At 65.0% G+C, this 24,949-nt stretch carries 17 protein-coding genes; 11 read left to right on the top strand and 6 right to left on the bottom strand.

Annotated features, from left to right (window positions below):
- Window positions 1-69: 69 nt before the first annotated feature.
- On the bottom strand, window positions 70-1,425 hold the full coding sequence (locus ACW177_RS04420; protein WP_492027430.1) for a dicarboxylate/amino acid:cation symporter: 1,356 nt from the start codon (window positions 1,423-1,425) through the stop codon (window positions 70-72).
- Window positions 1,426-1,769: 344 nt separating this feature from the next.
- On the opposite strand from ACW177_RS04420, the gene ACW177_RS04415 reads away from it, so the two are divergent.
- Window positions 1,770-3,509 (top strand): sensor histidine kinase, encoded by a 1,740-nt coding sequence (locus ACW177_RS04415; protein ID WP_492027429.1) that lies wholly within the window; start codon window positions 1,770-1,772, stop codon window positions 3,507-3,509.
- The gene (locus ACW177_RS04410) at window positions 3,509-4,846 is read left to right on the top strand and encodes a sigma-54-dependent transcriptional regulator (RefSeq protein WP_492027428.1); all 1,338 of its coding nucleotides are present in this window, start codon (window positions 3,509-3,511) and stop codon (window positions 4,844-4,846) included. Before ACW177_RS04415 ends, ACW177_RS04410 begins: the two co-directional genes overlap by 1 nt.
- Window positions 4,847-4,849: 3 nt before the next feature.
- Here ACW177_RS04410 and ACW177_RS04405 read toward each other — a convergent pair whose 3' ends face one another.
- A complete protein-coding gene (locus tag ACW177_RS04405) occupies window positions 4,850-7,369 on the bottom strand; it encodes an ATP-binding protein (protein WP_492027427.1) in 2,520 nt (839 codons plus the stop codon).
- Window positions 7,370-7,564: 195 nt separating this feature from the next.
- Here ACW177_RS04405 and rpsT point away from each other — a divergent pair, with 195 nt between their 5' ends.
- From rpsT to gyrB, 6 genes are all read left to right on the top strand, one after another.
- On the top strand, window positions 7,565-7,834 hold the full coding sequence (rpsT, locus tag ACW177_RS04400) for a 30S ribosomal protein S20 (protein WP_492027426.1): 270 nt from the start codon (window positions 7,565-7,567) through the stop codon (window positions 7,832-7,834).
- 504 nt (window positions 7,835-8,338) lie between these two features.
- Window positions 8,339-9,751: a chromosomal replication initiator protein DnaA gene (gene dnaA, locus ACW177_RS04395; RefSeq protein ID WP_492027425.1), complete on the top strand. Its 1,413-nt coding sequence runs from the start codon at window positions 8,339-8,341 to the stop codon at window positions 9,749-9,751.
- Between the two features lie 260 nt (window positions 9,752-10,011).
- Window positions 10,012-11,130, top strand: a complete 1,119-nt coding sequence (gene dnaN, locus ACW177_RS04390; RefSeq protein WP_492027424.1) for a DNA polymerase III subunit beta — start codon at window positions 10,012-10,014, stop codon at window positions 11,128-11,130.
- A 68-nt stretch (window positions 11,131-11,198) separates the two neighbouring features.
- On the top strand, window positions 11,199-11,486 hold the full coding sequence (locus ACW177_RS04385; protein ID WP_426026538.1) for a GIY-YIG nuclease family protein: 288 nt from the start codon (window positions 11,199-11,201) through the stop codon (window positions 11,484-11,486).
- A 49-nt stretch (window positions 11,487-11,535) separates the two neighbouring features.
- Window positions 11,536-12,678 carry a DNA replication/repair protein RecF gene (gene recF, locus ACW177_RS04380; protein ID WP_492028072.1) on the top strand — a complete coding sequence of 381 codons (1,143 nt, stop codon included), beginning with the start codon at window positions 11,536-11,538 and terminating at the stop codon, window positions 12,676-12,678.
- A 144-nt stretch (window positions 12,679-12,822) separates the two neighbouring features.
- Window positions 12,823-15,249, top strand: a complete 2,427-nt coding sequence (gene gyrB / locus ACW177_RS04375; protein WP_492027423.1) for a DNA topoisomerase (ATP-hydrolyzing) subunit B — start codon at window positions 12,823-12,825, stop codon at window positions 15,247-15,249.
- Here the strand turns inward: gyrB and ACW177_RS04370 are convergent.
- Together ACW177_RS04370 and ACW177_RS04365 are read right to left on the bottom strand one after the other, a co-directional pair.
- Window positions 15,246-16,427, bottom strand: coding sequence for an acetyl-CoA C-acyltransferase (locus ACW177_RS04370; protein ID WP_492027422.1), 1,182 nt, complete (start codon window positions 16,425-16,427; stop codon window positions 15,246-15,248). The two genes, gyrB and ACW177_RS04370, sit on opposite strands and share 4 nt — an antisense overlap.
- Before the next feature lie 71 nt (window positions 16,428-16,498).
- Window positions 16,499-17,446 (bottom strand): flavin reductase family protein, encoded by a 948-nt coding sequence (locus ACW177_RS04365; protein WP_492027421.1) that lies wholly within the window; start codon window positions 17,444-17,446, stop codon window positions 16,499-16,501.
- 487 nt (window positions 17,447-17,933) lie between these two features.
- On the opposite strand from ACW177_RS04365, the gene ACW177_RS04360 reads away from it, so the two are divergent.
- The 3 genes from ACW177_RS04360 to ACW177_RS04350 all read left to right on the top strand — a co-directional run bounded on the left by ACW177_RS04360 (window position 17,934) and on the right by ACW177_RS04350 (window position 21,362).
- Entirely contained in the window at window positions 17,934-19,067 is a 1,134-nt protein-coding gene (locus tag ACW177_RS04360; protein WP_492027420.1) for a sensor histidine kinase, read from the top strand.
- A 94-nt stretch (window positions 19,068-19,161) separates the two neighbouring features.
- Entirely contained in the window at window positions 19,162-19,650 is a 489-nt protein-coding gene (locus ACW177_RS04355; protein WP_492027419.1) for a MarR family winged helix-turn-helix transcriptional regulator, read from the top strand.
- A 107-nt stretch (window positions 19,651-19,757) separates the two neighbouring features.
- Entirely contained in the window at window positions 19,758-21,362 is a 1,605-nt protein-coding gene (locus ACW177_RS04350; RefSeq protein WP_492027418.1) for a globin-coupled sensor protein, read from the top strand.
- Between the two features lie 10 nt (window positions 21,363-21,372).
- On the opposite strand, the gene ACW177_RS04345 is transcribed toward ACW177_RS04350, so the two are convergent.
- Both ACW177_RS04345 and ACW177_RS04340 read right to left on the bottom strand, forming a co-directional pair.
- On the bottom strand, window positions 21,373-22,047 hold the full coding sequence (locus ACW177_RS04345; protein WP_492027417.1) for an SDR family NAD(P)-dependent oxidoreductase: 675 nt from the start codon (window positions 22,045-22,047) through the stop codon (window positions 21,373-21,375).
- A gap of 85 nt (window positions 22,048-22,132) precedes the next feature.
- A complete protein-coding gene (locus tag ACW177_RS04340; RefSeq protein WP_492027416.1) occupies window positions 22,133-24,751 on the bottom strand; it encodes a PAS domain-containing protein in 2,619 nt (872 codons plus the stop codon).
- Window positions 24,752-24,949 lie beyond the last annotated feature (198 nt).

Genomic DNA, 24,949 nt, shown 5'->3' with positions numbered 1-24,949 from the left:
GGTTGAACGAAATCCGAATGCAATACAGGCGCCGTGCTTTCGCGACGGCGCCTGTTTTTCGGGAGGAATTCAGTCGGCGGTGACCAGGTCCTTGTCACCCGGTCCGGCAGCAGGATCGGGTCGGGCCGCGATCGGCTGGGCTGGCCCGTTCAGCGCCGCCTTCAGGGCGTCCCTGTCCAGTTCGCCTTCCCATCGAGCGACGACGATCGTGGCGACCGCATTGCCGATGAAGTTGGTCAGGGCGCGGCACTCGCTCATGAAGCGGTCGATGCCCAGGATCAGGGCCATGCCCGCGACGGGAACGGAAGGAACCACCGACAGGGTCGCCGCCAGGGTGATGAAGCCGGCGCCGGTGATGCCGGCCGCCCCCTTGGACGACAGCATGGCGACCAGCAGCAACAGGACCTGCTGTTGCAGGGTCAGGTCAATGTTCAGCGCCTGGGCAATGAACAGAGCCGCCATGGTCATGTAGATGTTGGTGCCGTCCAGATTGAACGAGTAACCGGTCGGGACGACCAGGCCAACCACCGACTTCGACGCGCCGGCGCGTTCCATCTTGTTCAGCAGCGACGGCAGTGCGGCCTCCGAAGAGGAGGTGCCCAGGACCAGCAGCAGTTCTTCTTTCAGATAACGGATCAGCTTGAGAATATTGAAGCCGTTGGCCCAGGCGACCAGGCCCAGGACGCCGACCACAAAGATGATGGCGGTGATGTAGAAGGTGGCGACCAGGGCGGCCAGGTTGGCGATCGAACCGATGCCGTACTTGCCGATGGTGAAGGCGAAGGCCCCGAAGGCGCCGATGGGCGCCGCCTTCATCAGTATGGCCACCAGCTTGAAGAAGGCGTGGCTGATCGATTCCAGGAAGTTCAGCACCGGCTTGCCGACATCGCCGACCATGGCCAGGGCCAGGCCGAACAGGACCGAAACGAACAGAACCTGCAGGATATTGCCCTCGGAGAAGGCGGAAACCATCGTGTCCGGAATTATGCCCATCAGGAAGCCGGTGATGGTCGTCTCGTGCGCCTGTTCGGAGTATTTGGCGACCGCGCCCACATCAAGGGAGGCGGGGTCGATGTTCAGCCCGCGGCCCGGCTGGACGATATTGGCGATGATCAGACCGACGATCAGGGCCAGGGTCGAGAAGGTCAGGAAATAGGCGAAGGCCTTGGCCGCCACGCGGCCGACACGGCCGATGTCGCTCATGCCTGCGATGCCGGTGACGATGGTCAGGAAGATGACCGGAGCGATGATCATCTTCACCAGTTTGATGAAGGCGTCGCCCAGCGGCTTCAGGCTTTCCCCAAATGTGGGCCAGAAATGCCCTATGATGGCGCCCGCCACGATGGCGGTCAGCACCTGGAAATAGAGATGCCGGTAGAATGGCCGACGAACGGCCGGCTGAGCGGCTGAAGGAAGCGCGATCACGGGAGACTCCTGTCACTGCGGGACCATCCCGCGGTTTCCTCGGCGGCCCTCGCTACTGACGTCGAGGTTCCGATGACGAATGTCCCGCACGGCTTTCGAGCATCCAAGCGCATTCGAAGGATGATCTAAATATCTGATTTAGAGCAATAATTACCTAACGACACGCCCTTTCCCCTTACTGGAAGTGCGACCTGCCGCACAAAAAAGTCGCGCATTTGTGCGAACTATCGCACAAATGCGGAATGAAGCTGCGCGCGAGCCATAACCTTATCGAAAAAGCGTCGAGTATCGTCCGAAGTCCATGGGCGCTGCTGGCGGCCGGCTGGCTGGCAGCGAGCCTTGTTGTGGGGGGCGTGGCCGGCGAGGCCGCTCGGCGGGACGCGATCGATGAGCTGGAACGACAGGCGACCGCCGGCGCTGCGATGCACGCGGCCTTGTTGCGCAGCGAACTGGAAAAGCAGCGCACCATACCCGTCGTCCTGGCAGAGGATCCCGACGTTGCGGATCTACTGGCTAGACCCGACAGCCGCGCCGTGGATCGAGTTGACCGCAAACTGGAACGGCTGGCGACCCAGACGCGGGCAACCGTCATCTATGTGCTGGACGCCAAGGGCCTGACCCTGGCGTCCAGCAATTGGCAAACGCCCACCAGTTTCGTCGGCGTCCGCTATGATTTCCGGCCCTATTTCACCAACGCCATGCGCGACGCCAAGGGCGAATTCTACGCGCTCGGCACGCGCAGCGGACGACCCGGCCTGTACATTTCGCGCCGCGTGGACGCCGGAGACGGAACGCCCCTAGGCGTGGTGGTGCTGAAACTCGAGTTCGACGCCCTGGAGTCCGAGTGGCGAAGATCAGGCGAGCCCGCCTGGGTGGCCGATCCGGGCGGCGTCGTTCTTGTGACCAGCGTGCCGGAATGGCGTTTCCGCAGCACAGGACCGATGAACGAATCTCGGCGTCGTCTCAGCCTGACCGACCTGACCTTACGCCCCGACGCCCTCGCGCCCCTGCCCTTCCAGACCCCGCCCGGAGATCGTCCCCGGCTGGTGCGCGCGGCCGTTGGCGAAGGCCGCGCCCAAACCTGGATACATGCCGAAACCGGGACAGCCACGCCCGGATGGACCCTGCATCTTTTGACCCCGGAGCGAGGCGTGATCGGGACCGCCGTGGCGGGAGCGCGCGGGCTCGCCCTGCTGATCACCAGCCTGCTCGCTCTCGCTGCGGCCTTGATATTGCGACGACGGCATCAGGCCATTGTCCGCGCTCGGTCCGAGGAGGAAGGCCGACTGGAGCTTGAACGCCGCATCGGCGAACGCACCCATGAACTGCACAAGGCCAATCAGGCCCTGAACCGGCAGATCGAGGAGCGGCGGCGCGCCGAGGCCGCACGGGAGCTGCTGCGCGACGAACTGGTCCAGGCCAGCAAGCTGGCGGCGCTGGGTCAGATCGTCGCCAGCGTGGCCCATGAAATCAACCAGCCCGTCGCCGCGATCTGGACCCAAGCGGACACCGCCGTTCTGTTGTTGGAACGAGACCAGACGGACAAGGCGCGCGACGCGCTGCGAAAGATCGGCGACCTGACCCGTCGGATCGGGGCCATCACCCAGGATCTGCGTCTTTTCTCGCGCAAGGCCGCCCCCAGCATCGACGAAATCCGCCTGGAAGACGCCATCCAGGGCGGGCTGCAACTGACACGCGGAAGACTGGAGGAAGGTGGAATACGTCTGGAACGGGTCGGCGACGGCGACATCCGGATTCTGGCCGATCAGTTCCGGCTGGAACAAGTCATCGTCAATCTGATCAAGAACGCCGCCGAAGCCATGGCGGGCCAGGACGACGCCAGACTGATCCTGACGATAGAGCGTCTGGGAGAACGGGTGCGTCTGATCTTCGCCGACAACGGCCCCGGAGTAACGCCAGAGGTAGCCAGCCAGTTGTTCACCCCCTTCGTCACCACCCGCGCCAACGGCCTGGGCCTGGGCCTGGTCATCTGTCGTGACATCATCGCCAGTTTCGGCGGCGAGTTGGACCTGATCCCCACCGCCCGGGGCGCAACCTTTATCGCCTCGTTCAAAGCCGCCTGATGCAGCCTTTTTCTTCCCAAACCGTCGCCCTGGTCGAGGACGACGCCGATTTTCGCCAGGCTCTGGTGGAACGCATGACGCTGGAGGGGCTGGAAGTGAAAGCCTTCGCCGGCGCGGAACCGGCGTTGAAGGCTGTCACCGCCGGTTTTCCCGGCGTGGTCGTCACCGATCTGCGGATGCCCGGAATGGACGGCCGCCAGCTTCTGACACGGCTTCAGAACGTCGATCCAAGCCTGCCGGTCATCATGATCACCGGCCATGGCGACATAGCCGACGCCGTCGCCGCCATGCACGACGGCGCCTATGATTTCGTGGCCAAGCCGTTTCCATTCGAGCGGTTGCAGGACAGTCTGAACCGAGCCCTGGAAAAGCGCAGCCTGGTGCTTGAAAATCGGCGCCTCATAGCTCTGGCCGGGGCGGACGGCGGGCACGAACTGCCGCTGGCCGGCTCGTCGCGCGCGGTCACTTCGCTGCGGGCCACCATTGCGCAGATCGCCGACGCCCGCATGGATGTGCTGATCGAGGGAGAGACCGGCGTCGGCAAGGAGGCGGTGGCGCGCGCCCTGCACAACGGCGGCCGCCGCCGGCTGGCGCCCTTCGTCGCCGTCAACTGCGGCGCCCTGCCCGACGGTTTGATCGAGAGCGAGTTGTTCGGCCATGAACTGGGCGCCTTCGCCGGGGCTATGCGTCGCCGGGTCGGCCATGTGGAGCGCGCGCACAACGGCTCACTGTTTCTCGACGAGGTCGAGAGCATGCCGCTGGCGGTCCAGGTCAAGATGCTGCGGGTGCTCGAGGAGCGCGAGATCCACCCGATCGGCGCCAATGAGCCCAGGGTGCTGGATCTTCGCATCCTGGCCTCGGCCAAGATCGACCTGGGCGAGGCGGCGCGGCGGGGGGATTTTCGCGAGGACCTGTTCTACCGGCTCAATGTCGTGCGGCTGCGGGTGCCGCCCTTGCGCGAGCGTCGCGAGGATATTCCCTTGTTGTTCGCCCATTTTCTGCGCCGCGCCGCCGACCGCCACGGCGTCGAACCGCCGAGCGTGACCGATGGCGTCCGCCGCCGTCTGCTAGAGGAAGAGTGGCCCGGCAATATTCGCGAACTGGCCCATTTCGCGGAACGGGTCGTGCTGGACCTGGAGGAAGGACATGGCGGCCAGGAGACGGATTTAAGCCTGCCTGACCGGCTGCACCGGTTCGAGGGCGAATTGCTGCGCGGCGCGCTTCAGGCCCACCGCGGCGATATCGTCGCCGTGCTGGAAGAGATGAAGATCCCGCGCAAGACCCTGTACGACAAGTTACAGCGCCACGGGCTGAAACCCGCCGACTTCCGCAACTGAGCGTCAGGCGGCGACCAGACCCTTCATCCGCTCGACCGACCCCATAGCCGCCGCCACGCCGTCGAGCAGGGCGACCAGGGTGATCGGCTTGGACAGATGGCCGTCAGCGCCTGCGACACGCCCGGCCTCTATGTGATCAGGCAGGGCGTTCGCCGTCAGCATGATGATCGGCGTGCGTTCCCAACCTTTTTCCGCCTCGAGCGCGCGAATGGCGGCGGTGGCGGTCAGGCCGTCCATCACCGGCATCTGCATATCCATCAGCACAAGGTCGAAACCACCCTGTCTGGCGGCGTCCAAAGCCTGGCGACCATCTTCGACAATGATCAGTTCGGTCGGCAGGCCCGCAAGCATGATCTCGATGACCTTGCGGTTGGCCGGATGATCGTCCGCCAGAAGGACACGGGCGGGGAAGGCGACGTCGCCGCCATCCGCCGGCTCGTCCTGAACCTCTACGACGGCCGCAACTGTTTCGGCCTGCGCATGGGCCAAGGGGAGTTCGAACCAGAACTCCGCCCCCTCGCCCGCCTGCCCGCGACAGTCCAGAACGCCTCCCATCAACTCGACCAGCTCTCTCGAGATAGCCAGGCCCAGGCCCGTTCCGCCGAACCGGCGCGTGATGGAGCCGTCGGCCTGCTGAAAACGATTGAAGATGCGCGACTTCTGCTCATCGTCGAAGCCGCAGCCGGTGTCTCTGACCGTAAAACGCACCCGCCCTTGGTCCGCAACGGCCGCCGTGACCGTGACGGATCCCGACTCGGTGAATTTCAGCGCATTGGAGATCAGGTTCGAGAGCACCTGGCGCAGCCGGACTACATCGCCCTCCACCGCGCCTTCGACAGAAGGGTCGATCTGAACGCGCAGGGCGACGCCCTTTTCCTCCGACCTCGGCCGGTACAGGGCCGCAGCCCCGCGCACCGTGTCCCCCAGGTCGAATATCGACCGCTCCAGCGCGATCTCTCCAGCCTCGATCTTGGCGGAGTCGAGGATGTCGGAGAGCAGCCGCTCCAGCGTCACGCCGGAGGACCGGATAACCTCGACCATCTCGCGTTCACGCGGCTCCAGGCGGGCGCGCATCAGGGCGTCGGCCATGGCCACCACCCCATTCAGCGGGGTACGGATCTCGTGGCTCATATTCGCCAGGAACTCTGATTTGGACCGGCTGGCTTCTTCAGCGCGTCGACGCGCGACGCGCAGGTCCTTGGCCTGGATCCACATCCACAGCAAGGCGGCGACCGCCGACAAGACGAAGATCACGCAGAAGGCCAAAAGCACCCCCTGAAGTCTTGTATTCGCCCGCGCCGTCTCCAGTTGGGCGCGTCGCTCCGTCAGTTGGTGCTGCATATCGCCGGTGACCTGACGAATGCCGCCGCTAAAGCGTCGAGCGTCCGCCACGCGCTCCGCGCGGGCGTGATCCCGCAACTTGACGAAGGCTTCGGACAAGCGCCCCTCGGCGAACAGGATCTCCGCCTCGACATGGACGATGTCCGACCGGTCCTCTTCCCGGAAACGAGTAGCCCCGGCACGGCGGCGGATCTCCTCCAAATCGCTGCGCGCGCCGGCGATCTGGCCCGTCCGGGCGCGCGCTATCGCGCGGGCCGGCAAGAACTGCGCCGCGATAAAGGAAGCGTCTCCCCAGCTTTCGCCATAGGGTTCCAGACAGCGCAACACGTCCTGCGGCGCGTCGGCGGCCTCTGCCGTTATGGCGCAAAGCCGGGCGTCATAGACCGCCAAGCTGGGCAAGCCGGCGCGCAGGGTCAACCGATGGTGGACCTGATACAAATACTTCGCCTGCTCGACGTCGCCCAGCTGGGCCGAAAGCCGCGAAAGATTGTAGATGGCGTCGAAGTCCGGTCGTGGATAATCCGGGTTGGACAGATCGATCTCGAACTGACCGAAGGCGGCTGTGGCTCCATCAATGTCGTTCAACCTCATCAGACCGACGCCTGCGACTTCCCACAGACCGGCCCTGGCGACCTGCGCGTAGGGGGCTTTGTCGGGTACGAGGGTGTCGGCGTCCGCCAGAAGCTTCAGACCTTCGCCGATCTTGTCTCGGTCCATAAGGGCCAGCGCCCAGAGACGGATCGCGTGGATGCGTGCAAACCAGTCCGGCTCCATCGCCGCGAGCCGATGCATCTCTTCGGCGGCCGACGTCTCGCCCTTGTAATATCGCAGAGTCAGAAAGTTCAGCTGGGCGATCCGGACATAGCGCTGGTCTCGCTGATGGCGGGCAGCTTCGGCTAAGCGCTCGTTCCACTTCTGAGCCTTATCGAACTCGCCCTGGTTCAGAAAAACCCAGGCGACATGGTAGAGACGTTGCAGGCCTTCGCGATCATTGCGCCTCATCGCCTCCAGACCAAAGGCCTCCAGGGCCGCAAAATTGGTGGAGCCGGCCCGTCGCTCTACCGCCTGGGCCAACTCAAGGGGGGATCGCGCTACACTGTTCGCCTGAGCTGAGGCGTCAGCGACCACGGCCATGCCCCAAAGAGAACAGACGAGGGCGACAAGAAGGGGTAATCTGAACATGCGGCTTCCGATTTGAACGGATATTGGCCGGTATTTCGTTGAATAAGCTTTATCGCCCGCTTCCGGACAACGCCTAGGGCGCGGAAAGCAGACTCCGCGTTGACCGCCTCCGGGCTTTCGGCTATAGGCCCGCCCTCTTGAGATTTCCGCGCCGTGGACGTGTGCTCCGCGGCGTTTTCCGTTCGAAGGTTTGAAATGGCTAACAACCCCGGCGCCCGCAAGGCGATCCGCAAGATCGAAGCGCGGACCGAAGTGAACAAGGCGCGTCGTTCGCGCGTCCGCACCTATCTGCGTAAGTTCCAGGAAGCCCTGGCCGCCGGCGACGCCGCCGTCGCCAAGACCGCCTTCGTGGAAGCCCAGTCCGAACTGATGCGCGCCGTCTCCAAGGGCGTCGTTCACAAGAACACCGGGTCGCGCAAGGTCTCGCGTCTGGCCGCCCAGCTGAAGAAGCTTTCGGCCGCCTAAATCCCTTTCGGGATTCCCAGCATACGGAGCGGCTGTCGCCGTTCCGTTACGACATTAGTTCGCGTTTTCAACGGCGAGGGAGCGTCTGCTCCTTCGCCGTTTTGCGTTTGGCGGTTAACTCTCTTTACGCACGAATACGGACTTCGCACGCCCAAAATGGGGAATTTCCCAAGCAGGATTAGCGTTTGACGGAGTCAAACAATTTAACTGCGAATCGACCAACGAATCAGCGTTGACCCGACCGGCGCGCGGCGTAAGTTTTGGCCTCTAACGCACTTCCATCCCAATACGGATGAAGACGGCGCGGGACGATAGTTTCGCGTTGGCGGGAGATGTCTGTCCAGGAGCTCGGCCCCGCCCGAAAAGCATCGCTTTTCGGAGCAGGAGAAGTCGTCCCTGAACCATCGCCCTGAAGTGCCGAAGGTCGGAACAGTTTTTGAAGCGGGTGGCGGAATTATGGTTGGGGGTGCGACGGCGGCGGTGAGTGGCTTGAACGGATCGAATATGACCGACCCGGATCGTATCTGGAACGAGGCCTCCCTGCGTCTGCGGGCCGAAATCGGCGACGGCCCCTTCTCCTCCTATATCGCGCCCTCCGCCGTGCGGATGGATTCCGCCGGCCAGCTGATCCTGGTGACCCCCACCGCCTATGCCCGTGACTGGGTGCGCAAGAACGCTTTGCGCCGGATGAACGAACTGTGGCTGGGACTGGACGGCCTGAACCGCCGCCTGGACGTCCGCTGCCGCGCCGAAGTGGGTTCGGCGCCCCCCGCCTCGGCCATCATCACCGGCAATGTTCTGGACGCCACCCCGCGTCTGGCCGCCCTCGCCAACCCGACCGTCGCCCCCATCGCCGACGGGGCCCGCGCCGTCCGCGCCGCCGGCCTGCAGGACCGTCTAACGTTCGACAGCTTCGTAGAGGGCCAGGGCAACGCCTTCGCCCTGGCTATCGCCAAACAGGTGGCCAGCTGGGCCGACGGCCATTTCAACCCGGTCTTCTTCTGCGGCCCCTACGGCTACGGCAAGACCCACCTGCTGAACGCCATCGCCTGGGAAGCCCAGCGTCTGCGGCCCGAGGCCAAGGTCGTCTATCTGACCGCCGAACGCTTCCTGTCCACCTTCGTCAAGGCGATGCAGGACCGTTCGACCGCCGCCTTCAAGGAAAGCCTGCGCTCGGCCGACATGCTGCTGCTGGACGACGTCCAGTTCGTCGGCGGCAAGACCTCGACCCAGGAAGAACTGCTCTCGACCCTCACCGCCCTGATCGAGGACGGCAAACGGATCGTCTTCTCGGCCGACCGCGCCCCCATGGCCCTGACCGAGGTGGAGCCGCGCCTGCGCAGCCACCTGGCCGCCGGCCTGACCTGCCCGGTCGAGGCGGGCGACCGCGAACTGAAGATCGCCGTCGCCCAGAACCGTCTGAAGGCCCTGTCGGCCCTCGGCGTCGTCCAGGGCGAGGCCAATCCCGAGGTTCTGGCCCAACTGGTTGATCGCACGCCGGGCTCGATGCGCGAGCTTGAGGGCGCCGTGAACACCCTGGCCGCCGCCGCCGGGTCGCGCCTGTCCACCGTCTCGGTCGACGAGGCCTCCACCCTGCTGGGCGCCGCCCTGCGCGGCGGGCCGGAACGTCGCATCACGGTCGATGAGATCCAGAAGACGGTCGCCGACCACTTCAACCTGAAACAGGCCGACCTGCTCAGCGAGCGCCGCACCCGTTCGGTCGCCCGTCCGCGTCAGATGGCCATGTATCTGTGCAAGCAGCACACGACCCGCTCCTACCCCGACATCGGCCGTCGCTTCGGCGGGCGCGACCACACGACCGTTCTCCACGGCGTGCGCAAGATCGAGGAGCTGATGGGCCAGGACGACCAGATCGCCCGCGACGTCGAGGCCCTGACCCGCAAGCTGCGAGGCTGATGAATCTCCCTCCCCTTCATGGGGAGGGATGATCGCGTAGCGATCCGGGTGGGGCCGAAAGGGCGCGAACCCGAGCGCTTACACATTTCCCCACCCCGGCTTCGCTTTGCTTCGCCGCCCCTCCCCATGAAGGGGAGGGAGAATTAGAAATCTGTGAACGGCTTCCGTCGCCTTCCTTGCTCCTTGCGCCCAATCCGCTAGTGTCCAAGGCCCTCTATCGCGGCGCTCCAGCCTGAGTCGCCGCATCCGGGCGAGACGACATGCAACTGACCATCGAACGATCCGCGCTCCTGAAGGCCCTGGGCCATGTGCAGAGCGTGGTCGAACGTCGAAACACCATCCCGATCCTGTCCAACGTCCTGCTCAGCGCGGGCCGGGACCGGCTGGCCTTTGCGGCCACCGATCTGGACATGGAGATGGTGGACGAGGCCGAGGCGACGGTGAACGTCGAGGGCCAGATCACCGCCCCCGCCCACACCCTGTACGAAATCGTGCGCAAGCTGCCGGAAGGCGCCGAGGTGTCGCTGCTCTATTCGGGCGACGATCCCCGGCTGGTGGTTTCGGCCGGCCGGTCGCGCTTCAACCTGCCGATCCTGCCGGCGGGCGATTTCCCGGTCATGTCCACCGACAGCGCCGGCGCCTCCTACGTCATGCCCAAGGAAGACCTGGCGCGCCTGATCGACAAGACTCGGTTCGCCGTCTCGACGGAAGAGACCCGCTATTATCTGAACGGCCTGTACCTGCACACGGTGGCCGAGGCCGGCGTGCCCCTGCTGCGCGCCGTGGCCACCGACGGCCACCGCCTGGCCCTGGCCGAGACCCCGGCGCCCGAGGGCGCGGCCGGTGGTCCCGGCGTCATCGTGCCGCGCAAGACTATTGATCAGGTCCGTCGCCTGCTGGACGACGCCGGCGGCCCGGTCGAGATCACCGTCTCGGCTCAGAAGATCCGTTTCCAGATGGGCGAGGCGTCCCTGACCTCCAAGGTCATCGACGGCGCCTTCCCCGACTATCTGCGCGTCATTCCCAAGGGCAATGACAAACAGGCCGACATCGACAACGCCCTGTTCGCCAAGGCCGTCGACCGCGTCGCCACCATCTCGGCCGAAAAGAGCCGGTCGGTGAAGCTGGCCTTCGACAACGACCGGGTGAAGCTGACCGTCCGCAACATGGAGGCCGGCCAGGCCGAAGAAGAGGTCGAGATCGGCTATTCCGACGAACCGTTCGAGATCGGCTTCAACGCCCGCTATCTGCTGGACGTCGCCGGCCAGATCACCGGCGAAAACGCCGCCTTCCGCTTCGCCGACCCGGCGTCGCCCACCCTGGTCCTCGATCCGGGCGATCCGGGCGTGCAGTATGTGCTGATGCCGCTGCGGGTGTAGGCGAGAGATTTCCGCTCATCCCGGCGAAAGCCGGGACCCAGTTCTTTCGTTCGCACCGGAGACTGGCCTTGGCGTTCTTCACCTACATCATCGCCAGCCGCCGAAACGGAACGGTTTACACCGGCTCGACCGACGATCTGATCAAGCGGGTCGCCGAACACCGCGACAAGCTGCGTCCCGGCTTCACGCGTAGATATGGCGTCGCGCTCCTGGTCTGGTACGAGGTGCACGAAACGCGTCATGCGGCCTTCGTGCGCGAACGGCAGATCAAGGAATGGAAACGGATCTGGAAGCTGGAACTGATCGAGCGCAAGAACCCGGCATGGGCGGATCTGTTTCCGACGCTGCTGGGTTAGGTCGTGCCGAGCGAAAGGACTGGGTCCCGGCTTTCGCCGGGATGAGCGGATAGATTTGAGTCTTAACTCCCTCACCCTCACCGATTTCCGCTCCTATGCGGGCGCACGGCTGGAGCTCGCCTCCGGCCCGGTGGTGCTCCACGGCCCGAACGGGGCGGGAAAGACCAATCTGCTGGAGGCCGTCAGCCTGCTGACCCCCGGCAAAGGCCTGCGCGGCGCGACCGCCGCCGAGATGGGCCGGCGCGAACCCGGCGAAGCGACCGGCCGCGCCTGGGCCGTCATGGTCGAGCTGGACGACGAGACCCGGCTGGGCACCGGGGTCCAGACGGCGGGCGCGGCGCGGCGCATCGTCCGCATCGACGGCGAGACGGCCCAGCCGGGCCGGTTACTGGACTATCTGCGGCCCGTCTGGGCGACGCCCGAGCAGGACCGGCTGTTCTCCGACGCCCGGGCCGAGCGGCTGAAATTCTTCGACCGGCTGGTCTTCGCCGCCGATCCCGACCACGCCGCCGCCGTCTCCGCCTATGAAAAGGCCCTGCGCGAACGCTTGCGGCTTCTGAACGACGCACAGGATGGGCGCGAGGCCGACCCGGTCTGGCTGGACGCCCTGGAGGCCCGGTTGGGCGAGGCCGGCGCCCGCGCCGCCCTGGCCCGCGTCGCCGCCCTTCACGCGCTCCAGGCCGCCATCGACGCCCGCCGCGACCGCCCCTTCCCCCAGGCCGACCTGAGCCTGGACGGTCCCGCCGAACAGATGGCCGAGGCCGGCGCCGAAGAAGACGAGATCGCCGCCGCCATCCGCGAGGGCCTGGCCAAGGCCCGCGCCCGCGACGGCGCCGCCGGCCGCTCCCTGTTCGGCCCGCACCGCACCGACCTGACCGCCCTGCATCGCGAAAAGAACCGCCCCGCCGCCGAGGGTTCGTCCGGCGAGCAGAAGGCCCTGGTCCTGAACCTGATCCTGGCCCAGATCAGCCGCCTGTCGCACCATGACGCCGCCGGGGCCGCCCGCCCCGTCCTGCTGCTGGACGAGGCCCCCGCCCACCTGGACGAAGCCCGCCGCGCCGCCCTGTTCGACGAGATCGTCGCCCTGAACCTCCAGGCCTTCATGACCGGCACCGAACGCAGCCTGTTCGCCGGCCTGGACGGCCGCGCCCAGTTCGTCCGCGTCGCCGGCGGAGGCCTGGAAAACGACTAGGATTCCACGCCGGAATTCCTCGCTTTTTCGCCGCAAATTCCTATATGTTGCGGGCTTCGGCCCGGTGCGATCCCGGCGTCGATTCGAGCGCCCGAGGCGGCGCTCAATCCCCGTCCCGGTCGGGACTTCAGAGCCATAGATTTCATGACCGATCCGATTGCCGAAATGCCCGAATACGGCGCCGATTCCATTAAGGTTCTCAAAGGCCTGGACGCGGTGCGCAAACGTCCCGGCATGTATATCGGCGATACGGACGACGGTTCCGGCCTGCACCACATGGTCTATGAGGTGGTGGACAACGCCATCGACGAGGCCCTGGCCGGTCACGCCGACCTGGTCCAGGTCATCCTGAACGCCGACGGCTCGGTCACGGTGACCGACAACGGCCGCGGGATTCCGACCGGAATTCACGAAGGCGAGGGCGTTTCGGCGGCAGAGGTCATCATGACCCAGCTGCACGCCGGCGGTAAGTTCGACCAGAACTCCTACAAGGTCTCGGGCGGTCTGCACGGCGTGGGCGTGTCGGTGGTCAACGCCCTGTCCGACTGGCTGGAGCTGAAGATCTATCGCGACGGCAAGGCGCATCAGATGCGGTTCGAGCGCGGCGACACGGTCAAGTCGCTGGTGATCACCGGCGACGCCCCGATCCGCGAAGACACCGGCAAGCCGCTGAGCGGCACCGAGGTCACCTTCTATCCGTCGGTCACGACCTTCAGCCACATCGATTTCGACCTGAAGACGCTGGAACACCGCCTGCGGGAACTGGCCTTCCTGAACTCGGGCGTGGTCATCAAACTGGCCGACCAGCGTCATGCAGAGCCGATCGAGATGATCCTGCACTACGAGGGCGGGGTCGAGGCCTTCGTGCGCCACCTGGACAAGTCCAAGGCGCCGATCCTGAAGGACGTCATCGTCATTCGCGGCAAGAAGGAAGGGATCGAGCTGGATCTCGCCCTGTGGTGGAACGACTCCTACCACGAGACCATGCTGTGCTTCACCAACAACATCCCCCAGCGGGATGGCGGCACCCACCTGTCGGCCTTCCGCGCCAGCCTGACGCGCGTCATGGGCGGCTATATCGAGAGCTCGGGCGCCGGCAAGAAGGAGAAGGTCTCCGTCACCGGCGAAGACGCCCGCGAAGGCCTGACCTGCGTCCTGTCGGTCAAGGTGCCGGATCCCAAATTCTCCAGCCAGACCAAGGACAAGCTGGTCTCGTCCGAAGTGCGCCCGGCCGTCGAGGCTCTGTGCAGCGAGGGCCTGTCCACCTGGTTCGAGGAACATCCGGTCGAGGCCAAGATGGTCGTCGCCAAGATCATCGAGGCGGCGTCCGCGCGTGAGGCCGCCCGCAAGGCGCGCGACCTCACGCGCCGCAAGTCGGCGCTGGAGATCAGCAGCCTGCCCGGCAAGCTGGCCGACTGCCAGGAGCGCGATCCCGCCAAGTCCGAACTGTTCATCGTCGAGGGCGATTCCGCCGGCGGCTCGGCCAAACAAGCGCGCAACCGCGAGAACCAGGCCGTCCTGCCCCTGCGCGGCAAGATCCTGAACGTCGAACGCGCCCGTTTCGACCGGATGCTGTCGTCCGATCTGATCGGCACCCTGATCCTGGCCCTGGGCACCGGCATCGGCCGCGACGACTTCAACGCCGACAAGCTGCGCTATCACAAGATCATCCTGATGGCGGACGCCGACGTCGACGGCGCCCACATCCGCACCCTGCTGCTGACCTTCTTCTATCGGCAGATGCCCGAGCTGATTACCCGCGGCCACGTCTATATCGCCCAGCCACCCCTCTATAAGGTCTCGAAAGGCAAGCAATCGCGCTACCTGAAGGATCAGGCCGAGATGGACTCCTATCTGATCGAGGAGGGCTCGTCCGAGGCCGAGCTGGACCTGTCGACCGGCGAACGTCGCCTGGGTCTGGATCTTCAGGCCCTGGTGCGCGAGGCCAAGGCCTTCAAGGCCGGCGTCGATCGCCTCAGCCAGCGTGCGCCCGGCTTCGCCATCGAACAGGCGGCCCTGGCCGGTCTGTTCGCCGAACACTCTGACATGGCGACGACCTCTGCCGCCGCCGCCGTCCGCCTGAACCTGTACGCCGAAGAGGGCGACGGCGATTGGACGGGTGCGCCCGGCGAACAAGGCGCAGTGGTCTTCACCCGCACCCGTCGTGCGGTTCAAGAGACCATCGTGCTGGAAGAAACCCTGATCCGGTCGCTGGACGCCCGCCGTCTGGCCGAACGCGCCGCCGCCTTTGACGGCGTCTTCGCCGCCCCCGCCGTCTATCGCCGCAAGGAAAAGTCCACCACCATCCGCGGTCCGCTGGACCTGCTGAACGCGGTGCTGGACGCCGGCAAGAAGGGCCTGGCCATCCAGCGCTACAAGGGTCTGGGCGAAATGAACCCGGAACAGCTGTGGGAGACCACGCTGGACTCCAACGCCCGCACCCTGTTGCAGGTCTCGGTCGAGCACGAGGAAGACGCCAACGACCTGTTCGCCAAACTGATGGGTGACGTGGTCGAGCCCCGCCGCGAGTTCATCCAGGAAAACGCCCTGGACGCGGCGGTCGACGTCTAAACCAGTTCGACGCCCATGGCGGTGGCCTCGCCACCGCCGATGCACAGGGCGGCCATGCCCCTGGTCTTGCCGCGCGCCTTCAGGGCGGACAGCAGGGTGGTCAGCACCCGCGCGCCCGAGGCGCCCAGCGGATGGCCCAGGGCGCAGGCGCCGCCGTTGACGTTGATCTTGTCATGCGGGACACCCAGTTCCTGCATGGCGATCATCGGCACGATGGCGAAGGCCTCGTTGACCTCCCACAGATCGACGTCGTCGGCCGTCCAGCCCGCCTTGGCCAGGGCCTTCTTCAGGGCAAAGACCGGTGCGGTGGTGAACAGGCTGGGCTCATGGGCGTGGGCGGCCTGGCTGACGACGCGGGCGACCGGCGTCAGACCCAGGGCCTGGGCCGTCGATTGGCGCATCATGACAAGGGCCGCAGCGCCGTCCGAGATCGAGGCGGCCGAGGCGGCGGTGATGGTGCCGTCCTTGCCGAAGGCGGGCTTCAGATTGGGGATCTTGGACGGGTCGGACTTGGTCGGCTGTTCATCGCGATCGACCACCACCACGCCCTTTCGCGTCTTGACCTCGACCGGCGTGATCTCGGCGTCGAAGGCGCCGCTGTCCTGGGCGCGCTTGGCCCGGCCGGCGCTTTCGGTCGCGTAGGCGTCCTGCTGTTCTCGCGTGAACTGATAGGCCTTGGCGGTGTCCTCGGCGAACTGGCCCATCAGCTTGCCGGGCTCGTAGGCGTCTTCCAGCCCGTCCAGATACATGCTGTCGGAAATGACGTCGTGGCCGATCCGGGCGCCGCCCCGGTGCTTCTGCATCAGATAGGGCGCATTGGTCATCGACTCCATGCCGCCCGCCACGATCACCTCGGCGGATCCGGCCAGCAGGGCGTCGTGCGCCATCATCGCGGCCTGCATGCCCGAGCCGCACATCTTGTTGATCGTGGTGGCCTCGGTCGAAATCGGCAGGCCCGCGCCCAGGCCCGCCTGACGCGCCGGCGCCTGGCCCAGGCCCGCGGGCAGGACGCAGCCCATGATGATCTGTTCGACCTTGCTGGGATCGAGCCCCGCCCGATCAAGCGCCGCCTTTACCGCCGTCGCGCCCAGGTCGGTGGACTTGGCGTCCGACAGCGCGCCCTGAAAACCGCCCATCGGCGTGCGGGCGTAGGAGACGATGACGACGGGATCGGACATGACGGGTTTCCTCTTGATTGGCGTCTGAGATAGCGACCCGACCGCCCGATGTGAACCGGCGGCCCGCTGCGTCAGGCGAAATGAAGCCGACGGTAGCGCCCCCGAAAATAGAGCAGAGGATCGCGGCGCGGCTCGAACCGGGCGCGTGTCACCCGGCCGATGAAGACCAGATGGTCACCGGCCTCGACCACCTGATGGGTCGCGCATTCGAAACTGGCCAGAGAACCGGACAGGATGGGCGCGCCCGTGTCCCAGGTCTCCCAGACCACGCCGTCAAACCGCTCGGCCGAAGACCGGGCAAAGGCGCCCGACATCGGCTGCTGGCCGATGTGCAGAACGTTGATGGCGAAATGCTCCGCCCGCTGAAAACGCTCCAGATTGGACGAGCTGCGGGCCAGGCAGAACAGGATCAGCGGCGGGTCCAGCGACACCGAGGAGAAGGAGTTGGCGGTCAGGCCGACCGGTTGGCCGCCCTCGTCCAGCGTCGTCACCACCGTCACCCCGGTGGCGAAACAGCCCAGGGCGTCGCGCAGGGTGCGAGGGTCGGAACCAGCCTGATAATAGAGGGCGTCGCGCGGAGCATGACGTTCCAGAAAGCCCAGTATGGCCGCCTCTGCGGTCTCAGTTGGGTCGGCGGGATCCAGACAGAGGATCGGCAGGCCGTCGAGCATCGCTTCAGCCTGCGACGGCGTATCGCCGACGACGATCAGGCAACTCGCCAAGGCCGGCCCCGTGACGACCAGGGCGGGCGCGACATGGGCCAGGGTCTCGGACGCACACAGAATGGCGGGTCGCGACGAGATGTCGGTCAGCAAACCCCGCAGGGCGGCGGCTTCTTCGCCCGCCTCCAGCACGGGGGCCAGCAGCACGTGCCGCCCCGCCTCTTCCAGCGCCCGCACCCACTGTCGCCAGTCCGGCGAGAGGCGCTCGGGCGGTCCGATCAGCAGGACGACCGGATCCTCGGGATCGCCCCAACCCTGGACGTCCAGACCTCCGATCCGGGGCGGCGATACAGTCATGAAGCGGGGCGGTCCAATCCGAGGTGAAGAGGCGTCTAATAGGGCAGGTCCGGCCGCAGACGCCACGATTTACGTAAGCCCGCCCGTGTCGGATTACTTGAACCTGAGGTCCATCGACCGCCCTCACATGGCCGAGCCCGTGGAACAGGGCCTACAGGGCCTCGCCCTGACCGGCGCCGTCATCGTCGATGCGGCGCTTCGGCCAAAAGATAACGACAACAATTCTCAACTAGAAAGAACGACATCTCCCCCACGATGAAATATCGGCCAGCGCTAAAGAAACGCCCCTTATATGTTGCTATTGATTATCAGCAATACGAGATTCCACTATGTCGAAATGTTGTTCCATACGCCTCCTAGTTGATATATAGACTTTCCATTCAACCAACAGCGTCAACTCTCCCTTTAAGTGGCGAGACGTCTTTTGGGGGTGGGTGGAGACGAAAGATTGGAGTCCTTTGCACAGAGCATCCTCATGGATGCCCCTATGGCGATTGTGGCCGTCGATAAATCCGGCAAGGTTCGCTGCGCCAATGGCACGGCCGAGCGGTTCTTCGGCCGTAACTTGATCGCACCGGCAGCGGATATTGGCGATCTGATCGATGATTTCGATGTGGCGGCGCTTGCATCTCCGTCCGTAGTCAAAGACCTCAACGCATTGAGCTGGAGCGCCGGAAAGGACCTTCATCGGCGCGCACGACGTTCCAATGGTCGGCAAGCCTTCGTGGATTTACAGGCTGCGCGGTTCTCCAACGCCGGCGAAGACTTGGTCACGCTGTTCATTCAGGACATGACGGCCTCCGTAGCGGCCGAAAACGCGCTACAGGACGTCAAGCTTCAGATCATCCACAGTTGGAGGCTGAACTCGCTGGGAGAGTTCGCCTCGATGCTGGCCCACGAGCTCAATCAACCGCTTGGCGCAGCCATCACCTATCTGGCGGCGGCTGACTCGGCCGTCAGCCGACGCGGGGCCGATGCGAGCGAATTGAGTGAGATAATGTGCGCGGCCAAAGGACAGGTCGAGCGCGCGACCGACATCATCCGACGTCTTCGCTCACTCCTGACCCATGACAAGGGCTTCCAGACCCGCGAGAATGTCGCTGAGGTGATCGAGGAAATCATGCCGATCCTGCGTGTTCACGCGCGCGAAACCAGGACGGAAATCGTGGCGCGCCTCGCCCCCTCCGACTTCACGCGTTGCGACCGTGTCCAACTGCAGCAGGTGGTTCTCAACCTCGCCAGGAACGCGATGGACGCGCCTCCGAACGGGACGCCGCGGCAGGTGGAAATCTCGGGACGGCCGACTGCTGGCGGATATCGTATGGTGGTCAGTGATAATGGGCCCGGCGTGCCGACGGAAATGGCCAGCAAGCTTTTCGACCCCCTGGTCAGCAGCAAGCCGGGCGGAATGGGGCTGGGGCTTTCGATCTGCCGAACTATTGTAGAGGCCCACGGCGGCGCAATTGATCTCGCCCCGAGCACTCTGGGGGGCGCCGCCTTCGCCTTTACACTGAACGCCAATGTCCACGATCTGCATCTGCCCGAGGCCGCTTCCGAAAAGAACCGCAGCCAGAACGAAAATCGTCAAGACGATGCGAACGTCGCAGCCCGGCGCGCCTGAGCTTTTATCCCGCCTGATCAATCTCTACGCGCCAGTTCGCCAAGTAAGTACTTGTCACGATTGAAATCCGCATTCTCAGGATTAGAAATAATCCATGGGATCACGTGGAATCATCACCGCCGAACTGTCGTCGGTTGATGACGACGCTGGCGCGGCGCTGATTGGTTTTGACACGCTGGTTCAGAAGCTGGATCGGCTTCTCGATCATCTCCTCGTCGACAAGAGCCTCAACGAATCCGCGGTGCAGGCTCTGCGTGTCGTGGAAAGCGTCGGGCGAAGCGGCGTCAGGCAATGCGTCCTGGCGGAGGTGATGAACCAACCGGCGGCGACGATCTCCCGATTGGTCGACACCCTCGTCAAAGACGATCTGATCCGCCGCAGTTCCCATCCGACCGATCGGCGGGTGACCCTGCTGACGCTCACAGCGGTTGGAGAGCAACATCTCGCAAGACGTCGCGCCAACTACAGCCATCTCGCCGGTGTTCTGACGCCTCGAGCCGTCGAAGCCATGCGCGCCATATCTCCGTTGCTGGACCTTGTCGTCCAGACTTTAGAGGCCAGCGCACGGGACGAAGCCGCCTAGCCTGCTTGGCAGAAAGTTGCGTACAGCAACCTTTTCACAACCCAACTCTAATTAACCCTGCCGTAGGCCTAACCGGCCATCATTGCGAAAGCATAGGAAGGGCGAGCATGTCAGCAGATATGGAACTTCAGAAACGTCTGGATTTTCTGAAGTTGGACGCCCGAGCCAAGACGGCTCTGTCCGCCACGCGGCCGGCGATCGAAGCCGCCCTGGGGGAGAGCCTGGACGCCTTCTACAATCAGGTTCGCGCGACGCCGGAAGTCGCGCGCTTCTTCACTTCCGAAAGCCACATAGGCGGAGCGAAAAGCGCTCAGGCCCAACACTGGTCGCTGATCGCCGCAGGCGATTTCACGCCTGACTATATCGAGGGGGTCCGGCGGATCGGTCAGACCCATGCCCGGATCGGGCTTGAACCACGCTGGTACATCGGCGGCTACGGCCTGATCCTCAGCGGCTTGATCAAGGCGATCGTCAAGACTCATGAGGGCAAGCGCGGGCTGTTCAGCCGAAAAGACAACGGAGACGCCCTGGGTGAAGCCATCGGCAGCGTCATCAAGGCGGCCATGCTGGACATGGACATCGTCATCTCCCTGTATATCGAGGCGGCGGAGACCGCTCGACGCGAGGCGGACGACAAGCGCGCACAGGCCGAAGCCGAACAGAGCCGCGTCGTCGCCGCCACGGCGGACGCCCTGACCGCGCTGGCGCAGGGCGATCTGACAGCACGGATCCACACCGACTTCCCCGGCAGCTACGCGCGGCTGAAGGACGACTTCAATGAGGCCATGGCCCAGCTCGACGCCGCCATGGCGGAAATCTCGGGCAACACCCAGGCCATGCAGGCCGGGGCCAGCGAAATCAGCGAAGCCGCCGACGACCTGTCGCGGCGCACCGAACAACAGGCCGCGACACTGGAGGAAACCGCCGCAGCCCTGGACGAAATCACCGCCACGGTGAAGAAGACCGCCGAGGGGGCCAACCAGGCCGCTACGGTCGTCGAGACGTCGCGCGTCGCGGCGGAAAAATCTCGAGAGATCGTTCACCGCGCGGTCGACGCCATGGGCGAGATCGAGGCTTCGGCCGACAAGATCGGTCTGATCATCGGCGTCATCGACGAGATCGCCTTCCAGACCAATCTGCTGGCCCTGAATGCGGGCGTCGAGGCGGCGCGCGCAGGCGAAGCCGGACGCGGCTTCGCCGTCGTGGCCTCCGAAGTGCGGGCCCTGGCCCAGCGGTCCGCCGAAGCTGCGCGCGAGATCAAATCCCTGATCACAGAATCCTCCGTGCAGGTGAAGTCGGGCGTCAGTCTGGTCGGCGAGACCGGCGAGGCCCTGTCGGCGATCGTCGCGCGCGTGATGGAAATCGATCAGTTGATGTCCGAGATCACGGCCTCGACCCAGGAGCAATCGACGGCGCTTCACCAGGTCAACACAGCGGTAAACCAGATGGATCAGGTCACGCAGCAGAACGCCGCAATGGTCGAGGAATCCACCGCCGCCAGCCACACTCTGACGCAGGAAGGCGCGCGTCTGGCCTCGCTGCTCGCCCGGTTCCAGGTGACCGGCCAGAGCGCCGTAAGGCAACCGGGGAAGGCCGCGAATAGTGCGCCGCCGCCACGCACGCCCCGCGCGCCCTCCTCGCCGGCTCTGCGGCAGATGGGATCCGCCGCGCTCGCCGCAGCGCCTGAAGCGAACGAGTGGGAAGAGTTCTGACGCGGCGGCGTCACCATTCTATCGGCTTGCCGTCCCACGCAAAGAAACGGCCGCTGTCGGAAGGTTGAAGCCCATCGACGACCCGAAGCAGCGCCTGCGCCGATTCAGCTGGCGACAACCGGCCGGCGACCGGCGAACGGGCGGGAAAGGGTGCGCTGAGACGGGTTTCGACGGTACCCGGATGGAGCGCCACACACACTCCCAGTGGGTGAGTCCGTCGATGCTCGACCGCCAGCGTGGCGATGAACATGTTCAGCGCGGCCTTGGACGCCCTATAGCCGTACCAGCCGCCAAGGCGATTGTCGGACAGGCTGCCCACGCGCGCAGAAAGGGCCGCAAAGACGCTGGGCTGATCGCGGGGCGTCAGAGGCAGAAAATGCTTCGCCACCAAGGCCGGGCCGATGGCGTTGACGAGGAACAGTTGCTGGAGAGCAGAGGCGTCCAAAGCCCTCATGGTCTTCTCAGGCGCCACCCCCTGACCCTGTAGAAGACCCGTCGCAACAATGACGCGCGACGGGGTTCCCTGGAGCGCGACAGCCTCTGCGGCCCGCGCGATCTGCGCCTCGTCGGTAATGTCGGTCTCGATAAAGCGCCAACGGGACTCTGTAGGCCAGTCGGAGGGCCTGTTCCGCCCGAGGCCGATCAGGCCGTCAAAGCGGTTCTGCGTCGCCAGTCCTTGCAGCAAGGCGGCCCCTATGCCGCCTCCTGCCCCCACCACGACGGCGAGATTTCCCGTTACCCCGGTCATCGGTCCCTCGCTCATCGGCCCCTCACTCATCTGCCAGTATGGCGTCGATCCGCCGGGCGAGAACCTTCAGTTCGAAGGGCTTGGTCAGGATGTGCATTCCAGGATCGAGGTCGCCACCGCTCAGAACCGACGTCTCGGCATAGCCGGTGATGAACAGCACCTTCAGTCCAGGTCGGCCGACCCGTGCGGCGTCGGCCAACTGCCTGCCGTTCATTCCGCCCGGAAGACCCACATCGGTGATGAGAAGATCGATGTTCCGCCCGGAGTTCAGAATGGCCAGGCCCGCACGACCGTCGCCGGCTTCCAGAAGCTCATATCCGTCATCCGAGAGCCCCTCCGACAGCAACATGCGTATCGTGGCCTCGTCATCGACGACAAGCACCGTGCGCTGTCTCCGAGACGGGTTGGAGGCGGGGGCGTCTTCGATCAGCGCGGCGCCGTCGAGCGCGCCGAGATGTCGTGGTAGATAAAGGCAAATTTCTGCGCCCTCCCCCGGTCTGGAACAGATCTGAACCTGGCCGCCTGACTGCTGGACGAAGCCATAGATCATCGAGAGCCCCAGACCGGTGCCCTGACCGATCGGCTTGGTGGTGAAGAAGGGATCGAAGGCGCGCGCAATCACATCCTCGGTCATACCGACGCCTGTATCCGTCACGCAGACGCGGACGTACTCGCCAGCTTCCGAGTGAGGCCCGACGTCTGCCGACTTGTCTATCCGGCGATTGGACACTTCGAGCGTCAGCTGTCCGCCGTCCGGCATGGCGTCGCGCGCGTTGATGCAGAGATTGAGAAGCGCGTTCTCCAACTGGCCAGGATCGACCAGAACCGGCCAAAGCCCAGGGTGGTAGCGAGTTTCGAACTGGATGGCCGGTCCAATGGTTTGACGGATCAGGTCCTCCATGCCGCGCGACAGCGTCTCAACGTCGGTTCCCTTCGGCTCCAGCGTTTGGCGACGCGAGAAGGCGAGCAGCCGATGCGTCAGAGCGGTCGCCCTCTGAGCCGCCTCCTGCGCCGCTGAAATGAAGCGCCCCGCCTCAGCGGTCCGTCCCTGGGCGATCCGTTTGGCCAACAGTTCCAGGCTTCCCGAAATTCCGGTCAGAAGATTGTTGAAGTCGTGCGCAATGCCGCCGGTCAGCTGACCTACCGCCTCCATCTTCTGCGACTGGCGCAGGGCGGCTTCGCTGGCCAGCAGTTCCGCAGTTCGTTCTTCAACCGTCCGCTCCAGCGACGCCGCGAACCTGGCCAGATGGCGTTCTGCCTTGCGGCGTTCGCGCGCCGCCAGGGTGCGCTCGCCGACATCGCGGAGGAACTGCAGCTCGTCCTCTTGCCAGAGACGCGCCGAGGCATGGTTCAGATAAACCAGGGCCACCATTCCCGCCTGATCCCGCAAGGGCATGTTGACCACGGCCCGCGCCTTGACGGCCTCCAGCGTCGGCGCTGTCGCCACAGTGCGCGGATCCTCGCGGGCGTCGGAAAGGGCGACCGTCTCGCCCCGCTTCAAGTCTTCGATATAGGAGCCGTAGTCGCGGAAATTGTGCACGCCGGCCAGGCTCTGGACCCCCGGCATATTCCAGTCGCGGGCGATCGTGATGGTTTCCTGATCGCGGTCTACGATGCCGAACCCGGCACGGCAGACCTCGAGTGTGCGGCCCAAGATCTCCGCCGCAGTATAGGTGATCTCCTCGGGGTCCTCGAGGTCGCGCAGCACGTCTGAGAGCTCCACCATCGCCGTGCGCAGCCGTTCGGCCCGCACGCGCTCCGTGACATCGGTGGTTACGCCCGCGATGCGGCGCGGCCGGTCTTCGGCGTCAAGCACCAGTATGCCTCTCGCCTCCATCCAGCGCACGTCCTGCATCGGAGTGATGACCCGGTGGACGATGTGGTAGTCGGCGCCGTTCCGGATCGTCGCCTCGCTCTGCGCGAGCACCGCTTCCCGGTCATCGGGATGGATCATCTTCTGACGATCCTCATAGGTGAAGGGCGTATCGGCCGGCCAGCCCATCAGGGTCTTGTAGGCGTCGGAGGCGACAAGGGTGCGGGTCTGCACGTCGACGCTCCAGGCCCCAAGCCCGCCGGCCCGCATCGCCAGATCCAGCTCGCGCTTCCGTTCCTCGTCAACCCTCAGTCGCGCCGTCAGCTCGGCCTCAAGGGCGGCTTTGTCGATCTGCAACCCCGCAAGCCGCTCCCGCTCCATCGTCACATCGACCTGACTGGCGAAGAAATAGGTCAAGGCGCCATTGGCGTCGAAGACGGGGGCCATCAGCAGGCGGTTCCAGAACGGCTCGCCGTTCTTGCGGTGGTTACGGACGTCGATCTGGATCGGACGCACGCCGTCCACGGCTTCCCGTATCAGCAGCACTGTTTCCGGATCGGTCTCGCGTCCTTGCAGGAAACGACAGTTACGGCCCAGGATTTCCTCGCGGTCGTAACCGGTGAGCCGACAGAAGGAGTCGTTGGCGAACACCACAGGATTGTCGGGTTGGCGCGGATTGGTGATGATCATCGGCATCCGCGTCGCGCGAACCGCCGAGACGAAAGGATCGCCGCCGCCGTCCAGGCCCAGAACCTCCGCCGCAATCCGTTCGGCTTCTCGCCTTACGTGTTCGGGACTTTTTGGATCGTAAGGATCGGACTCAGTCAATCGCCTTCACCTCCGCCGCGCCTCAGCCAAAGGGACGCTCGGGCATCAAAACACACGAGAAGCTCTACGGTTCATCGACGCCAATGGATGTGGACCATGGACATCCAGCGCAGCGGGAGATGGACGGCGCCTCAATGATCGAATCCGTACAGAACGTCCCTTCCGACCTAAACTTAAGCTACCGGAACTACTAAAGAA

This window comes from Brevundimonas sp. AVps23W, from assembly GCF_058681395.1.
The sequence above is the reverse complement of the archived record's forward strand: the minus strand, read 5'-3'. Positions and strand labels throughout refer to the sequence as shown.

Coding starts and splice junctions, on each gene's coding strand:
- ACW177_RS04350 (WP_492027418.1), top strand. CDS start 19,758: ATGTCAGCAGATATGGAACTTCAGAAACGTCTGGATTTTCTGAAGTTG.
- dnaA (WP_492027425.1), top strand. CDS start 8,339: ATGACCGACCCGGATCGTATCTGGAACGAGGCCTCCCTGCGTCTGCGG.
- gyrB (WP_492027423.1), top strand. CDS start 12,823: ATGACCGATCCGATTGCCGAAATGCCCGAATACGGCGCCGATTCCATT.
- ACW177_RS04410 (WP_492027428.1), top strand. CDS start 3,509: ATGCAGCCTTTTTCTTCCCAAACCGTCGCCCTGGTCGAGGACGACGCC.
- dnaN (WP_492027424.1), top strand. CDS start 10,012: ATGCAACTGACCATCGAACGATCCGCGCTCCTGAAGGCCCTGGGCCAT.
- ACW177_RS04405 (WP_492027427.1), bottom strand. CDS start 7,369: ATGTTCAGATTACCCCTTCTTGTCGCCCTCGTCTGTTCTCTTTGGGGC.
- ACW177_RS04365 (WP_492027421.1), bottom strand. CDS start 17,446: ATGACTGTATCGCCGCCCCGGATCGGAGGTCTGGACGTCCAGGGTTGG.
- rpsT (WP_492027426.1), top strand. CDS start 7,565: ATGGCTAACAACCCCGGCGCCCGCAAGGCGATCCGCAAGATCGAAGCG.
- ACW177_RS04360 (WP_492027420.1), top strand. CDS start 17,934: ATGGCGATTGTGGCCGTCGATAAATCCGGCAAGGTTCGCTGCGCCAAT.
- ACW177_RS04370 (WP_492027422.1), bottom strand. CDS start 16,427: ATGTCCGATCCCGTCGTCATCGTCTCCTACGCCCGCACGCCGATGGGC.
- ACW177_RS04355 (WP_492027419.1), top strand. CDS start 19,162: ATGGGATCACGTGGAATCATCACCGCCGAACTGTCGTCGGTTGATGAC.